Here is a 14,798-nt window from a genome sequence, read left to right as displayed (position 1 = left end):
CCTCTAGCCCTCCCGCTCGCCCTCCGCAACCAAGCGCGCACGAATCAATCCGCGAACGGCGTTGCCGATGTAAAATCCTTGCGTGAGATCGGCGAGTTTCAGTGGCATCTCGACCGCCTCGCCCCGCGCGATCAGCTCGGCGCGCAACACGCCGGGCAGCAGCCCCCGGTCGAGCGGTGGCGTCAGCAGCTGTGCGCCACCGCGCGAAACGAAGATCGAGGTGAAGCTTCCCTCGGTCACTTCGCCATCGTCGCCCAGGAAGATCGTCTCGAAACAGCCCGCCGGGGGCGCCGGCCAGAACCGCCGGTCGCTGGTCTTGTGGGCCAGGCGCAGGTCGCGCTGGTCGAGCGGCAGCGGGGCGACCGCGACGTCGACCGGCCCGGCGACCGCCGGCGGCAACGGCGTGACATCGACCGCGATCGCTCCGCTGCGCGACAATAGCAGCCGCACCCGCGACGGCAGGCGCAGGCGAAAGGTCGCCGCCTGCAATTCGTTGCGGGTCGCATGGCGATCGAATGCGAAGCCCAGCGCGCGCGCGCTGGCGGTCAACCGCGCCAGATGCCGCTCGAGCAACGGAATGCCGGTGTGCGGGTCGAACGCCATCGTCTCTATGAGGTCGAATCGCGTCGGCGGGGCGTCGAGGAAGCGCGCCTTGGCCAGGCATTCGCGCCACTCCGCCGCCGGTTCCGAATCGGCGACGACTCCTGATCCCAGCCCCAGCGTCGCCTGCTGCGTGCCCGCGGGCAGGTGGAGCGTGCGGATCGCGACGTTGAACGATGCGTCGCCCGTACCGTCGATCCAGCCGATCGACCCGGTATAGATGCCGCGGGCGCGCCCTTCGACCGCATCGATCGCCTGCATCGCCCGCCGTTTCGGCGCGCCGGTGATCGATCCGCAGGGGAACAAGGCCGCCAGCGCATCGACTGCATCCCTGCCGGGTGACAGTTGGGCAGTCACCGAAGAAATCAACTGGTGGATGCTGGGATAGGTTTCGACGACGAATCGCTCGGGCACCCGCACGCTGCCCGGCGTTGCGACGCGCGACAGGTCGTTGCGCATCAGGTCGACGATCATCAGGTTTTCGGCGCGTTGCTTGGGATCGCTGGCCAGCGCGTCGGCGGCGGCACGGTCGCGCGCCGGATCGGCGTTGCGGGTCGCGGTGCCCTTCATCGGTCGCGCGGCGATCGTGCCGCCCTCTACCGCAAAGAACAGCTCGGGCGAAAAGGACAACAGCCAGTCGCGGCCGGTCCACACCACCGCACCATGTCCGGCGGCGGCGCGCGGCCGGATCGCGGCATAGAGCGCCAGCGGGTCGCCGACCACCGGCACCGTCGCGCCGAAGGTCAGGTTCGCCTGGTACAGGTCGCCCGCCGCGATCAGGTCGAGGATCTGCGTACAGCGCGCGGCATAGACGTCGGCGGCTATGTCCGGTTCGGTCGCCCCGATCCACGCCCCGTCCGGATCGGGCAGCGTGCCGGCGACATCGACGCGTTCGGCGCGTTCGAACACCCCGAACCACAGGAGCGGGCCATCGGGAGGACGCACTGGCGTTCCCGGCACCAGCGCCGCCCCGGCTTCATAGGTCAGATAGCCGGCAACACTCGCCCCGGCCGCCGTCGCCGCGCGCAGTGCGGCGAGCGCCTCGGCCACTTCCTCGACGCGATCGGCGCGGACGATGCGCGCCGGTGCGCGGTACAGCCGTGCGGTTCCGCCCGGCCGGGCATCGTCGAGCAGCACGAAGGGCCGGGTCGTGTCGAACATCCACCCACGCTGTGCCGGTTGCGCGCGCGCGGGGCAAGCATTGTGACGCGCCTTTGTGTACGTGGCATTAAGTCTGATCGACTTCCATAGAGGCGGGCCGGTACCGCCATGATCCGGCTTTGCCGGATCGGACGACAAGCGATATGGCATCGCCCATGACCCCATCCCCGATCCGCGCGGCGATCATCCCGGTGACCCCGCTCCAGCAGAACTGCACGTTGTTGTGGTGTACGAAGACGATGCGCGGCGCGTTCGTCGATCCCGGCGGCGACCTGCCGCGCCTGCTGGCGGCTGCCGAGCAGCAGGGGGTGACGATCGAAAAAATCCTGCTGACCCACGGCCATATCGACCATTGTGGCGAGGCGAAGCCGCTCGCCGAGCAGCTGGGCGTGCCGATCGAGGGGCCGCACGAGGCAGATCGCTTCTGGATCGCGCGGCTGGACGAGGATGGCAAGCGCTGGGGACTGCGCGGCGTGCCGTTCGAACCCGACCGCTGGCTGGTCGAGGGCGATACGGTGACGGTCGGCGAGGCGGTCCTGTCGGTGTACGAGACGCCGGGCCATACGCCGGGCCATGTGATCTTCTTCCACGAAGAAGCCCGATTCGCGCTGGTCGGCGACGTGCTGTTCCAGGGATCGGTCGGCCGCACCGACTTTCCGCTGTCCGACCATCAGGCGCTGCTCGATTCGGTCGTGACCAAGCTGTGGCCGCTGGGCGACGACGTCGCGTTCGTGCCGGGCCATGGTCCGGGCAGCACCTTCGGCCATGAACGCGCGACGAATCCGTTCGTGGGGGATGCGGTACTCGCCAGATAACCGACAACGGGCGCCGCAAACGTCACCCCAGCGCAGGCTGGGGCCTCCCTGTGGCTCCTGTTCTGCGCTATCCGCGAGAGACCCCAGCCTGCGCTGGGGTGACGCTGTTTGTCGAAGGGTTCTCGACAGCACACGCCAACCCAATGCTTGCAACCGCGCACGAAAACGCTATAGGCGCGGTTCGCTTCGCGACCAGCCTGTCTGCCGGTCCGGCGGGTTGCCGGCCTCGCACTGTGGTCCGGCACTTGCCTGGGCCGCGCCGTCAGTTGGTAGCGAAACCAACTGATACCCACGTAATAAAGGTGCCGAAATGGCAGTTCCCAAGAGAAAGACCTCGCCCTCGAAGCGCGGTATGCGTCGCAGCCACGATTCGCTGAGCATCGAGTCGTTCCAGGAGTGCCCGAACTGTGGCGAACTGAAGCGTCCGCATAACCTCTGCACCGCTTGCGGCCACTATAACGGTCGCGAAGTCGTCTCGGTCGACGCGTAAACCGCGCAACCGGACAGGGAAGCACGCATGGCTGACGGGTCCTGGATCGCCATCGACGCGATGGGCGGTGACGAAGGGCTTGCCACCATGCTCGCTGGCGTCGCCCATGCCCGGCGACGCCACGAATCGATGCGGTTCCTGCTGGTCGGCGACGAGGCGGCGATTCGTGCCGGTCTCGAATCGCATCCCAACCTCAGTGCCGCGTCGGAGATCGTCCACGCGCCTGAGGTTGTCGGCTCTTCCGACAAGCCCAGCCAGGCGATCCGCCGGGCGAAAACCACGTCGATGGGGATCGCCATCAACCTGGTGAAGCAGGGGCGTGCCGCCGCCGCCGTGTCGTCGGGCAATACCGGCGCGCTGATGGCGATGGCCAAGCTTGCGCTGCGTACCATGCCCGGCATCGATCGTCCGGCGCTGGCGGCGCTGTTGCCGAGCCTCGGCGACAACGATCTCGTCATGCTCGACCTCGGCGCCAATGCCGAGTGCGATGCCCGCAATCTCGTCCAGTTCGCGGTGATGGGCGCGGCCTATGCCCGCACCGCGCTCGACCTCGATTCGCCGCGCGTCGCGCTGCTGAACATCGGGACCGAGGAGCTGAAGGGGATCGACAGCGTGCGGGACGCGGCGGCGACGCTGCGCGCATCCCCCCATCTGCCGATGACCTTCACCGGCTATATCGAGGGGGATCGCCTGTCGCGCGGACAGGTCGATGTCGTCGTGTGCGACGGTTTCTCGGGCAATATCGCGCTCAAGACGGCGGAGGGCACGGCACGCTTCGTCGGCGACCTGCTCAAGCGGGCGTTCCGTTCGTCGGTGCGCTCGAAGATCGGGTTCCTGATTTCCAAGCCCGCGACCGACCTGCTGCGCCACCATCTGGACCCCAACAACCATAATGGCGCGGTCTTTCTCGGCCTAAACGGGCTGGTGGTGAAGAGCCATGGCAGCGCCAATGCGATCGGCGTGTCGAACGCGATCCAGGTCGCGGCGAAGATGGTCCGCGACGACCTGACCCGCAGCATCGCCAGCGATCTGGCCGGTATCGAGGCACAGGCAGCATGATGCGCGCGATCGTCACCGGCACCGGATCGGCGCTGCCCGCCAACCGCGTGTCCAATGCCGACCTTGCCGAGCGCGTCGACACGTCCGACGAATGGATCGTCGAGCGTACCGGCATCCGGTTCCGCCATATCGCCGCCGAGCATGAGACGACCGCGACGCTCGCGACCGATGCCGCGCGTGCCGCGATCGCGGCCGCCGGGCTGGAGCCGGCGCAGATCGACCTGATCGTGCTGGCGACTGCCACCCCGGACCAGACCTTCCCGGCGACTGCGACCAAGGTGCAGGCGGCGCTCGGCATCGACGATTGCGTCGCGTTCGACGTGGCGGCGGTGTGTTCGGGCTTCCTGTACGCGGTGCAGGTCGCCGATTCGATGCTGCGCGCAGGCGTCCATCGCCGTGCGCTCGTTATCGGTGCGGAAACCTTTAGCCGCATCCTCGACTGGGAGGATCGCACCACCTGCGTCCTGTTCGGTGACGGTGCCGGCGCGATCGTGCTGGAGGCGGAGGACGATGCCGCCGCCGATACGCCCCGCGGCATCCTGTCGACCCGGCTCCACGCCGATGGCCGCCACAACCAGCTGCTCTATGTCGATGGCGGTCCGTCGACCACCGGCACCGTCGGCAAGCTCAGGATGAAGGGCAAGGAAGTGTTCCGCCACGCGGTGGTGAACCTCGCCACGGTCATGGGCGAATCGCTCGACCTTGCCGGCCTGACCCCGGCCGATGTCGATTGGGTCGTGCCGCACCAGGCGAACGCCCGCATCCTCGATGCGACCGCGCGCAAGCTGAACCTCGCACCGGAAAAGGTCGTGGTCACCGTCGACCGTCACGCCAACACATCCGCCGCCTCGGTTCCGCTCGCGCTCGACGTCGCGGTGAAGGACGGGCGGATCAAGCGCGGCGACATCGTCGTGCTGGAGGCGATGGGGGGTGGCTTTACCTGGGGCGCCGCCGTAGTGCGTTGGTAATCCTTTCGTATTTTTGAAACTTCGTATACGCCGTGCTACCGGTTCGTGGTATTTCGAAGAGGGACTAGAACCGATGGCATCCGACAGCACGCTGACCCGCGCGGACCTCGCCGAGGAAATGCACCGCGAAATCGGGTTGTCGCGCGCCGATTCCGCCCGTGTGGTCGAACAGATTCTGGGCGCGATGTGCGAAGCCCTGTCGAAGGGTGAGAACGTCAAGATTTCGGGCTTCGGCAGCTTCGTCCTGCGTGACAAGGGCGAACGCGTCGGCCGCAATCCCAAGACCGGCGTCGAAGTGCCGATCGCCCCGCGCCGCGTCCTGACCTTCCGTGCCAGCCAGATGATGCGCGACCGCATCGTCGCGGCGGGCTGATCGGGGCGGGTTGGCGCCCCCCGTCGACAAATCGGCCGGCGCCTATCGCACGATCGGCGAGGTCGCGCGCGATCTGGGGGTGCCGCAGCACAAGCTGCGCTATTGGGAAGGGCGCTTCCCGCAGATCAAGCCGCTGACCCGCGCCGGCGACCGCCGCCATTACCGGCCGGAGGACGTCGCGCTGCTGCGCCGCATCCACAGCCTGCTGGGCGAACAGGGCTATACCGTGCGCGGCGTGCAGCAATTGCTGGCGCAGGAGGCAAAGGCGCCGCTGCCGGTCGCGCCTGCACCCCGCCGCGCCGCCCGCATCACGGAACTGCGCGCGATCCGGGCGCTGCTGTCCGACGCGCTGGCGGTGGATCAATAGGCCTTTCGTCGCCCTAGACCTGATCCGCTATCCCGCTTCCCCAAAGCGTCGTCCCAGCGCAGGCTGGGGCCTCCATCGACCCCTGTCCCGCGCTACAACCGGAAGATCCCAGCCTTCGCTGGGATGACGTATCCGGGGCGAGGCCCAAGAAACGCCCCGCTTTCCCCCACGCCCAAACCTGCTAAACCGCGCGGGCGATGAGCGTATCCGACACCGAAGCCACTCCCGACGCCGCCCGATCCGGCCGGCGCGCCCGTTTCGCCCGTATCCGGCGACGGTGGTGGTTCCGCCTGCCGGCCATCGCCTTCCTGCTGGCCGGGATCGGTGTGTTCCTCATCTGGCTGTTGCTGTGGCGCACGCTGCCATCGGTCGATTCGCTGCGCGCCTACGAACCGCCGCTGCCGACCAATGTGCGCGGAATCGAGGGCGATCCGATCCACAGCTATGCCCGCGAACGCCGCGTGCAGCTGTCCTATGCCGAATATCCGCCGCTGCTGGTAAAGGCGTTCCTCGCTGCCGAGGATCGCACCTTCTTCGAACATCACGGCGTCGATTATCCCGGCATCGCGGCGGCGATGTTCACCAACCTGACGCGCAACGGCCGCCCGATCGGCGCGTCGACCATCACGCAACAGGTGGCGAAGAACCTGCTGCTGACCAACGAGGTCAGCTATGTCCGGAAAGCGAAGGAAGCGCTGCTCGCCTATCGCATCGAAAGCGCGCTGACCAAGCAGCAGATCCTCGAACTCTATCTCAACCAGATCGCGCTCGGCCGGAATGCGTTCGGCGTCGAAGCGGCGTCCCACGCCTATTTCGGCAAGGAACTGCGCGAGCTGACGCTGCCGCAAATGGCCTATCTGGCGATCCTGCCCAAGGGGCCGTCCAACTATACGCCCGAGCGCGGCTATGACCGCGCGATCGCCCGGCGCAACTGGGTGCTGGGCGAAATGGAGCGCAACGGCTTCATCACGCCGGCCCAGCGCGCCAACGCGGTCGCCCAGCCGCTCGGCACCATCCCGCGCCAGACCCCGCGCAAGGAAACCGCCGGCGGCTATTTCATCGAGGAAGTCCGCCGCCAGCTCCTCAACCAGTTCGGCGAGAATGCGAAGGACGGCCCGTACAGCGTCTATGCCGGCGGCCTGTGGGTGCGCACCTCGCTCGACCCCAAGCTGCAGGAAGATGCGCAGGACGCGCTGCGCAGCGGCCTGATCCGGTTCGATTCGGGGCGCGGCTGGTCGGGTCCGCTGAACAAGCCGCGCGCCGAGGTCGACGACGACAACTGGCAGTCGGTTCTGCTCAACACCAACATCGCCCTCGATTATCAGGACTGGCAGGCGGCGATCGTCATCGCGAAGGATGGCGGCGAGGCACGGATCGGCTTTGCCGACGGGCGTACCGGCGTCCTGCCGCGCGGCAATGCGGTGATGCCGGTCCGGGGGCAGGGCGGTACCGCCTTTGCCGCGATCCAGCCGGGCGACATCCTCGCGGTCGCCCCCGCCGGGTCGCAATGGTCGCTGCGCTCGGTCCCGCGCGTCTCGGGCGGCATGGTGGTGGAGGACCCGCGCACCGGTCGCATCCTCGCGATGCAGGGCGGCTTCGACAGCCGCATCCAGTCGTTCAACCGCGCAACGCAGGCGATGCGCCAGCCCGGATCGACGATCAAGCCGATCGTCTATGCCGCCGCGCTGGAGGCGGGGATGACCCCGGCCTCGATCATCGTCGACGGCCCGTTCTGCGTGAACCAGGGCGGGCGGCTGGGCCAGAAATGCTTCCGCAACTTCGGCGGCGGCGGCGCCGGCCCGCACACGATGCGCTGGGGCGTCGAACAGTCGCGCAACCTGATGACGGTGCGCGCGGCGGCGCAGACCGGCATGGACAAGGTCAACGACCTGATCCAGCGCGTCGGCGTCAGCGATGAGAAATTCCCGCCCTATCTCTCCTACGCACTGGGCGCGGGCGAGACGACCGTCATGCGCATGGTCAACGCCTATTCGATCCTGGCGAACCAGGGCCGCGAGCTGAAGCCCAGCGTCATCGATTTCGTGCAGGACCGGCGTGGCAAGGTGATCCTGCCCGAAAACTGGCGCGCCTGCGACCGCTGCAACGCGCCCGACTGGGACGGCAGGCCGATGCCTCGCCCGCAGATCAAGTCGCGACAGGTCGTCGATGCGATGAGCGCGTACCAGATGGTGCATATCATGGAAGGGGTGATCCAGCGCGGTACCGCCACGACGCTGCGCGACCTGAACCGTCCGATCATGGGCAAGACCGGCACCTCGACCGGTCCCACCGACGTGTGGTTCGTCGGCGGATCGCCGCAGATGATCGCCGGCCTGTATCTGGGCTTCGACACCCCGCGCAACTTGGGCGGCTATGCACAGGGCGGGACGATCGCCGCGCCGATCTACAAGGCGTTCGCGATGAAGGCGTACAAGGACATGGAGGTGCTGCCGTTCCGTGCCCCCGCCGGCATCCGCATGGTCCGCATCGACCGCGCCAGCGGCCGCCCGGTCTATGGCGGCTGGCCGACGACCGACCCCAAGGCGGCGATCATCTGGGAAGCGTTCAAGCCCGAGACCGAGGCCCGCCGCGCCAGCGGCCGCCTTGGCGAAGCCCGCGCCCCCGTCACCCGCGATCCGACCCGCGCCGCGCCACAGGTGAAGGCAGCGCAACCGCGCGACAGCGACTTCTTGCAACGCGAAGGGGGAATCTACTAGCGCGCGCCCTATATCGGCGGCATTCCCCCTGATTACTTATTCCCGGAGTTTTCCCCATGCGCGCCGAAGCGCAAGCCCATGTAGACAAGATCAACGATGCCCTCGCGCTGCTGCGCCGCTTTCTCGACTGGGACCGGGCGCTGCGCCGGCTCGACGAGCTGAACGCACGCGTCGAGGATCAGGCATTGTGGAACGATCCCAAGGCCGCGCAGGAGGTGATGCGCGAACGCCGCCGGCTGGACGAGGCGATCACCGCCACCCGCACCATCGAACGCGACCTAGCCGACACCGTCGAGCTGATCGAGATGGCCGATGCCGAGGGTGATACCGAGATGGCCGAGGAGGGCGTCGCGAACCTCGCCGAACTGGCCAGCCGTGCGGACCATGACAAGGTACAGGCCCTGCTGTCGGGCGAAGCCGATGCCAACGACACCTATATCGAGATCAACGCCGGGGCCGGCGGGACCGAGAGCCAGGACTGGGCGGGGATGCTGCAGCGCATGTACACCCGCTGGGCCGAACGCCGCGGCATGAAGGTCGAGCTGGTCGACCAGCATTCGGGCGAGCAGGCCGGCATCAAGTCGGCGACGCTGCTGATCAAGGGCGAGAACGCCTATGGCTTCGCCAAGACCGAGGGCGGGGTCCATCGCCTCGTCCGCATCAGCCCCTATGACAGCGCGGCGCGCCGCCACACCTCGTTCGCGTCGATCTGGGTCTATCCGGTGATCGACGACAATATCGAGGTCGAATATAACGAAAGCGACCTGCGCATCGACACCTACCGCGCGTCGGGTGCCGGTGGTCAGCACATCAACACCACCGATTCGGCGGTGCGCATCACCCACATCCCGACCGGCATCGTGGTCCAGTGCCAGAACCAGCGATCGCAGCACAAGAACAAGGCGGAAGCCTATAACCAGCTGCGCGCGCGCCTGTACGAGCGCGAATTGGCGATCCGCGAGGCGGAGGCGAATGCCGAAAACGCGACCAAGACCGATATCGGCTGGGGCCACCAGATACGCTCCTATGTCCTGCAACCGTATCAGATGGTGAAGGACCTGCGCACCGGCGTCGTCTCGACCGCGCCGGGCGACGTGCTGGACGGTGCGCTCGACCCGTTCATGGCGGCGGCGCTGTCGCAGCGGGTGACCGGCGAATCGGTCGATGTCGAGGATGTCGACTGAGATGCGCCATGCCCTTCCGCTTGCGCTGTTGTTGCTGGCCGGCTGCGATGCGACGCAGCCGAACCCGGCCGCCAATGCGCAGCGGGAGGACAAGCCCGCCTTTCCGAAGGCCGACCGGCCGGTGGCGACGATCGTGTCGGCGCGCTGGTCGACCGAAGAGGCGCGCGACCGGCTGAACGAAGCCGAGCTGGTGATGGACAAGGCCAGCATCGCAGCCGGCATGACCGTCGCCGATATCGGCGCGGGCGAGGGCTATTACACCATCCGCCTCGCGCAGCGCGTCGGGCCGGACGGCCGCGTGCTGGCCGAGGACATCATCCCGCAGATCCGCGATGCGCTGGCGCAGCGGGTGGCGCGCGAACGGCTGGATAATGTCAGCGTCCGGCTGGGCGAACCCGACGATGCGAAGCTGCCGATCGACAGCTTCGACCGGGTGCTGATGGTCCATATGTACCACGAGATCGCCGAGCCGTACGCGTTCCTGTGGAACCTGCGCCCGTCCTTGCGCAGCGGTGGGCAGGTGGTGGTGGTCGACGCCGACCGTCGTACCCAGAACCACGGCACGCCGCCCGCGCTGCTGAAATGCGAATTCGAAGCGGTCGGCTACAAGCTGGTCGAGCTGCAGAAGATGCCCTCGGCGGGCGGCTATATCGCGATGTTCACCCCGGACGGGGCGAGGCCGGAGCCGAAGACGATCGTGCCGTGCAGGGTGCCGACGCCCGGTGCGACGCCCAGCCCCAAGGGCTGACCTCTCCCCGTCCCGCACCCATTCCGTTCGGTTCGAGCAGCTTCGAGCGCAGTCAAGAAGCGTCTGTCGAAAACCGGTCGCGTGGGGCACCGCCTTCTCGACTACGGTTCTCGACAGGCTCGAACCTGCGCTCGAAGCGAACGGGGGAAGGAGTGGAGAGGATAACCACTCCACCCCGTCACCCCGGACTTGATCCGGGGGCCCGCTTCTTCCTGTTTCGCGCTACGCTTGGAGGAAGCTCACCCCAGAAGGTACGGCGCCAGCAACAACAACAGCTTCACATCGACCGCCTTGCCCGCCGCCCGCTGCCCGGCGAGGAACGCTACGATCCCGTCGAGCGCAACCCGATGGACGGTGATATTCTCGCCCGGCACCCCGCCACCGTCGCCGACCTTCACCAGTTCGCCCGCGCGAAACAGCGTGAAACTTTCCGACACCATCCCCGGCGACGAATGATATTCGCCCAGCGGCACCATCGTGCCCGCGCGATAGCCGGTTTCCTCTTCCAGCTCGCGCGTCGCCGCCACCGCCGCCGCCTCGCCCTCGCTATCGTCGCCGACCAGTCCCGCCGGCAATTCGATGCAGTTGCGGCCCAGCGGCACGCGATATTGTTCGACCAGCAAGACGTGACCCGCATCGATCGCGACGATCACCGCCGCACCGATGCCGTTCGCCCGGCCGACATATTCCCAGCGGCCGCGTTTCTTCGCGGTGATGAAGCGGCCCGCCCACATCACCTCTTCGGGGGCATCGGCGTCGATCATAGTTCGATCAACCGGTCGGGAAGTTCGTTCACGGGTTTGGCTCCTATCGGGAAATGTTCGGCGAGCACCGCGCCGATCGCACCGACCGCCGCGACGATACCGTCGGCGGGACGGTCCGCCTTCAACGCCACCAGCAACGCCGCCAGCGCATCGCCCCACACCGCCTGCTCGACCCGGTCATGGATCGCGGCTTCGGCGATCAGCTCGGCGCGATGCTCGTCTAGCGACAGGTACAGCAGCACGCCGGTCGCCGCCACGGTGCGCCGTTCGGCGGCAGCGCGGAACAGCAGCAGCGCACGGGCATGGACCCGCCGCGCCTTGGTCGACGCCGGGGTCAGCGCCATGCGCAGCGGCATCCATGCGCAGGCATAGCGTACGATCAGGAACACCGCGCCCTGCACCCAGCCAAGCGTCGTCAGCAGGAACAGCGGGGTAGGGGCATCGCCCCATGGTTCGGCCCAGCCATGCAACGCCAGCAGCCAGGTGGGCCACAGCGCGGTCACGACCAGCACCAGCAGCATCGCCAGCACCGCCATTTGCAGTCCGACATCGTGATAAGCGTCGGACCGGCGCGCCAGCACGACGACGATCTCGCCCTCGGTCGCGGCCTCGGCCTGGGTTACCGCATCGCGGATGCGCGCGCGGTCGGTGTCGGTCAACTGCATCACCAATTCCCCGACGCGCCGCCGCCGCCGAACGATCCGCCACCGCCGCCGGTGAAGCCGCCGCCGCTCCACCCGCCGCCGGAGCTGCCTGACGACCCGCCGCCGGACCATCCCCCGCCACAACTGCCGCCGCGCATCGCGCCGCGCGCCAGTTCGTCGGCGATCGACCACAGGACGACCTGCGCGACATCGCCCGCCGTGCTGCCGCGATGTGGCCGGCCCCACGGACCGATGCGCCGTCGTCGACTCGACACCGCGATGATGCCGAAGATCAACAGGCCGACACCGACGAAGAAGACGATGCCGATCACCGCACCGCCATCCGATCCCGACGTTCGCTGCTGCCGCCCTCGGTCGAACGCCGCTGCGGCGGCGTCGACACGTGCCTGTGCTTCCTCGGGGCTAAGCCGCAGCTGCGCGATTACCGCATCGGCCCCGGCGGTCATCGCCCCCGGAACATCGCCTTCCTTCAGCTTCGGCATCATCTGCTGCCGGATGATCGCGCTCGATATCGCATCGGTCAGGATCGGTTCGAGACCATAGCCGACCTCGATCCGCGGCCCGCGTTGCCCACCGGGATTGTTCGGCGCGATGAACAGGATGACCCCGTTATCCACATCCTTCAACCCGGCGGCCCAAGCGCGGCCCAGCCGGTAACCATATTCCTCCAAGGGGTAGCCTTGCATGTCGCCGATCGTCGCGACGACGAACTGCCGCTTAGTATCCCGCTGTAAAGCCTGCAATTTCTGTGTCAGATCGGCACGCGTCTCAGGCGGCAGGACGTTCGCATCGTCGACGACCAACCCGGTGAACTTGGGAAATGTCTGCGCGCTGGCGGGCAGCGCGCAAACCGTCCACAGACTTATCCACAGGCAGAACAGGATGCGCCGCATGGGGCCGCGCGTCAGTTCGAATTGCCGAAATCGACCTGCGGCGCGACCTCCGCCCCGGCCTGTGCCTGGAAGCTCTGTTTGGGTTTCGCGCCGTAAAAGACCTTGGCTCCGATCGCGTCAGGAAAGGTGCGGATACGCGTGTTATAGGCCTGCACCGCCTCGTTATAATCGCGGCGCGCGATGCTGATGCGGTTCTCGGTCCCCTCCAGCTGCGATTGCAGCGACAGGAAATTCTGGTTGCTGGTCAGCTGGGGATACGCCTCGACCACGGTACGCAACTGGCCCAGCGCCTGGGTCAGCTGGTTCTGCGCCGCCTGGAACCGCTGGAACGTCGCCGGATCGGACAGGTCGTCGGTGGTGACGTTGATCGACGTCGCCGCGGCACGCGCCTGCGTGACCTGCGTCAGTACGCGCTCCTCCTGCTTCGCAAAGCCCTTCACCGTCGCGACGAGGTTGGGGATCAGGTCGGCGCGGCGTTGATACTGGTTCTGTACCTCGCCCCATTTGGCGTTCACATTCTCCTCGGCCGTCGGCACGCTGTTCACGCCGCACGCCGCCAGCGGCACCGCCGCCATCACCACCATCGCCCGCCGCATGTGCATGTTATCCCACCTGATGCTTGCCTGATGCCACCGTATCGAAGCACTATGGCACCCTCAAGCGGCTAAGACGGGAGGGAGTCATGTCGATGCTCAAGGAATTCCGGACGTTCGTCGCGCGCGGCAACGTGCTGGACCTCGCGGTCGGGGTCATCATCGGCGCGGCGTTCGGCACGATCACGAAATCACTGACCGACGACATGATCATGCCGGTGATCGGTTACATCTTCGGCGGTTTCGATTTCTCCAGCTATTTCATCAAGCTCGGTCCGATCCCGGCGACCTACAAGGGCAGCCCCGACAGCTATGTCGCGCTGAAGGAAGCGGGCGTCCCGCTGTTCGGCTATGGCCAGTTCGTCAGCGTGGTGATCAACTTCGTCATCCTCGCCTTCATCGTGTTCCTGCTGGTGAAATTCGTGAACCGGGCGATCGCGACGGTGCATCAGGAACAAAAGGCTGGTGACGTACCGCCCGCCGCCGACCCACCCGAAATCGCGCTGCTACGCGAAATCCGCGACGAACTGCGCGCCGCGAAGAAGCTGCCCGAATAATTCCGTACCCCCGCGCAGGCGGGGGTCCAGCGCCAGGAACGCGGCGGCAATGCGTGGAACCCTGAATCCCCGCCTGCGCGGGGATACGGAAGGGTCAGGCCGCGGCCAGTTCCTGCGCGGCGGCCGCCGCCAGGCTGGTGCCATCGAGGATGCGCGCGGTTTCGTCGCGGACCCGTGCCATGGCGTGGCGGATGGCGCAGCTCGCCTCGTCCTTGCAATCGCCGCACGCCCGGTATGCGGTGCGGCTGACGCACGGGACCAGCGCCAGCGGCCCTTCGATCACGCGGATGATCTCGCCCAGCGAAATCAGGTGCGCCGGCCGGGCGAGGTGATACCCGCCCGCCTTGCCACGCGTCGACGACAGGAACCCTGCCTCGCGCAGGTCGGCAAGGATCAGTTCGAGGAACTTGCGCGGCACGTTCGCGGCGGTGGCGATCCGGTGCATCGGCATTGGCGCCTCTCCCGCGGGTTGTTCGGCAAGGAACAGCATCGCGCGAAGCGCATAGCGGGAACGCTGGGTCAGCATGATCCGATCGCCCATGCCACTTGGGCGCGGCCATGGGAAGTACGCTTCTTTTCAAAGCGGTCCCGACCGCCTATATGCCCCAATGTCGGCTTCCAGCCGGCTATGACGATAAACTGCGGCGTGCAATAGACGCAGCGGACCCGGGGGCAGTACCCGGCGGCTCCACCATAAGGTGGTGTTTCTGGACACCGTTTCTGACGGGGCCGAACCAGGATCGACGTGTGTTGAAAAGCGCTGTTTTCGTTCGGAATGGGACCACCGCAACGGCCCATACACACAAGTGCCAACGATAACGAAGCACTCGCGATTGCGGCGTAA

General features: G+C 67.2%; 16 protein-coding genes and 1 other RNA gene. 11 read left to right on the top strand and 6 right to left on the bottom strand.

Features of this window, described 5'->3' with window-relative positions:
* Positions 1–3: 3 nt before the first annotated feature.
* A complete protein-coding gene (pabB, locus tag QZ755_RS08135; protein WP_294321748.1) occupies positions 4–1,761 on the bottom strand; it encodes an aminodeoxychorismate synthase component I in 1,758 nt (585 codons plus the stop codon).
* A 155-nt stretch (positions 1,762–1,916) separates the two neighbouring features.
* On the opposite strand from pabB, the gene QZ755_RS08130 reads away from it, so the two are divergent.
* The 9 genes from QZ755_RS08130 to QZ755_RS08090 all read left to right on the top strand — a co-directional run bounded on the left by QZ755_RS08130 (position 1,917) and on the right by QZ755_RS08090 (position 10,482).
* Positions 1,917–2,576, top strand: coding sequence for an MBL fold metallo-hydrolase (locus QZ755_RS08130; RefSeq protein ID WP_294321746.1), 660 nt, complete (start codon positions 1,917–1,919; stop codon positions 2,574–2,576).
* Positions 2,577–2,886: 310 nt separating this feature from the next.
* Positions 2,887–3,066 carry a 50S ribosomal protein L32 gene (gene rpmF, locus QZ755_RS08125; RefSeq protein WP_294321745.1) on the top strand — a complete coding sequence of 60 codons (180 nt, stop codon included), beginning with the start codon at positions 2,887–2,889 and terminating at the stop codon, positions 3,064–3,066.
* Positions 3,067–3,093: 27 nt separating this feature from the next.
* Positions 3,094–4,125, top strand: coding sequence for a phosphate acyltransferase PlsX (gene plsX / locus QZ755_RS08120; RefSeq protein WP_294321743.1), 1,032 nt, complete (start codon positions 3,094–3,096; stop codon positions 4,123–4,125).
* Positions 4,122–5,093 carry a beta-ketoacyl-ACP synthase III gene (locus tag QZ755_RS08115; protein ID WP_294321741.1) on the top strand — a complete coding sequence of 324 codons (972 nt, stop codon included), beginning with the start codon at positions 4,122–4,124 and terminating at the stop codon, positions 5,091–5,093. The genes plsX and QZ755_RS08115 overlap by 4 nt, the downstream gene beginning before the upstream one ends.
* A 73-nt stretch (positions 5,094–5,166) precedes the next feature.
* The gene (locus QZ755_RS08110) at positions 5,167–5,466 is read left to right on the top strand and encodes an integration host factor subunit alpha (protein WP_294321739.1); all 300 of its coding nucleotides are present in this window, start codon (positions 5,167–5,169) and stop codon (positions 5,464–5,466) included.
* A gap of 10 nt (positions 5,467–5,476) precedes the next feature.
* Positions 5,477–5,833: a MerR family transcriptional regulator gene (locus QZ755_RS08105; protein ID WP_294321737.1), complete on the top strand. Its 357-nt coding sequence runs from the start codon at positions 5,477–5,479 to the stop codon at positions 5,831–5,833.
* A 197-nt stretch (positions 5,834–6,030) separates the two neighbouring features.
* Positions 6,031–8,550 (top strand): PBP1A family penicillin-binding protein, encoded by a 2,520-nt coding sequence (locus QZ755_RS08100; RefSeq protein ID WP_294321735.1) that lies wholly within the window; start codon positions 6,031–6,033, stop codon positions 8,548–8,550.
* Between the two features lie 56 nt (positions 8,551–8,606).
* Positions 8,607–9,734, top strand: a complete 1,128-nt coding sequence (prfB, locus tag QZ755_RS08095; RefSeq protein WP_294321734.1) for a peptide chain release factor 2 — start codon at positions 8,607–8,609, stop codon at positions 9,732–9,734.
* Positions 9,724–10,482 (top strand): methyltransferase domain-containing protein, encoded by a 759-nt coding sequence (locus tag QZ755_RS08090; protein WP_294321732.1) that lies wholly within the window; start codon positions 9,724–9,726, stop codon positions 10,480–10,482. The genes prfB and QZ755_RS08090 overlap by 11 nt, the downstream gene beginning before the upstream one ends.
* Positions 10,483–10,721: 239 nt before the next feature.
* Here QZ755_RS08090 and QZ755_RS08085 read toward each other — a convergent pair whose 3' ends face one another.
* From QZ755_RS08085 to QZ755_RS08070, 4 genes are read right to left on the bottom strand one after another with little or no spacing between them, the layout of a single operon-like run.
* The gene (locus tag QZ755_RS08085; RefSeq protein ID WP_294321730.1) at positions 10,722–11,246 is read right to left on the bottom strand and encodes an NUDIX hydrolase; all 525 of its coding nucleotides are present in this window, start codon (positions 11,244–11,246) and stop codon (positions 10,722–10,724) included.
* Positions 11,243–11,911 carry a hypothetical protein gene (locus QZ755_RS08080; RefSeq protein WP_294321729.1) on the bottom strand — a complete coding sequence of 223 codons (669 nt, stop codon included), beginning with the start codon at positions 11,909–11,911 and terminating at the stop codon, positions 11,243–11,245. The genes QZ755_RS08085 and QZ755_RS08080 overlap by 4 nt, the downstream gene beginning before the upstream one ends.
* Positions 11,911–12,804 (bottom strand): YgcG family protein, encoded by an 894-nt coding sequence (locus QZ755_RS08075; protein WP_294321727.1) that lies wholly within the window; start codon positions 12,802–12,804, stop codon positions 11,911–11,913. The genes QZ755_RS08080 and QZ755_RS08075 overlap by 1 nt, the downstream gene beginning before the upstream one ends.
* A gap of 11 nt (positions 12,805–12,815) precedes the next feature.
* Complete coding sequence (locus tag QZ755_RS08070; RefSeq protein ID WP_294321725.1) at positions 12,816–13,406, bottom strand: LemA family protein; 591 nt, start codon at positions 13,404–13,406, stop codon at positions 12,816–12,818.
* An 80-nt stretch (positions 13,407–13,486) separates the two neighbouring features.
* On the opposite strand from QZ755_RS08070, the gene mscL reads away from it, so the two are divergent.
* Positions 13,487–13,954, top strand: coding sequence for a large conductance mechanosensitive channel protein MscL (gene mscL, locus QZ755_RS08065; protein ID WP_294321723.1), 468 nt, complete (start codon positions 13,487–13,489; stop codon positions 13,952–13,954).
* A gap of 94 nt (positions 13,955–14,048) precedes the next feature.
* Here the strand turns inward: mscL and QZ755_RS08060 are convergent, their stop codons facing one another.
* A complete protein-coding gene (locus QZ755_RS08060; RefSeq protein WP_294321721.1) occupies positions 14,049–14,480 on the bottom strand; it encodes an Rrf2 family transcriptional regulator in 432 nt (143 codons plus the stop codon).
* 44 nt (positions 14,481–14,524) lie between these two features.
* Here QZ755_RS08060 and ssrA point away from each other — a divergent pair.
* Positions 14,525–14,798, top strand: a transfer-messenger RNA (tmRNA) gene (gene ssrA / locus QZ755_RS08055); the annotation flags it as partial.

Source organism: uncultured Sphingomonas sp. (assembly GCF_913776855.1).
Classification (GTDB): Bacteria; Pseudomonadota; Alphaproteobacteria; order Sphingomonadales; family Sphingomonadaceae; genus Sphingomonas.
Note: the sequence above shows the minus strand (reverse complement) of the source record. Positions and strands in the feature narration are given on the sequence as shown.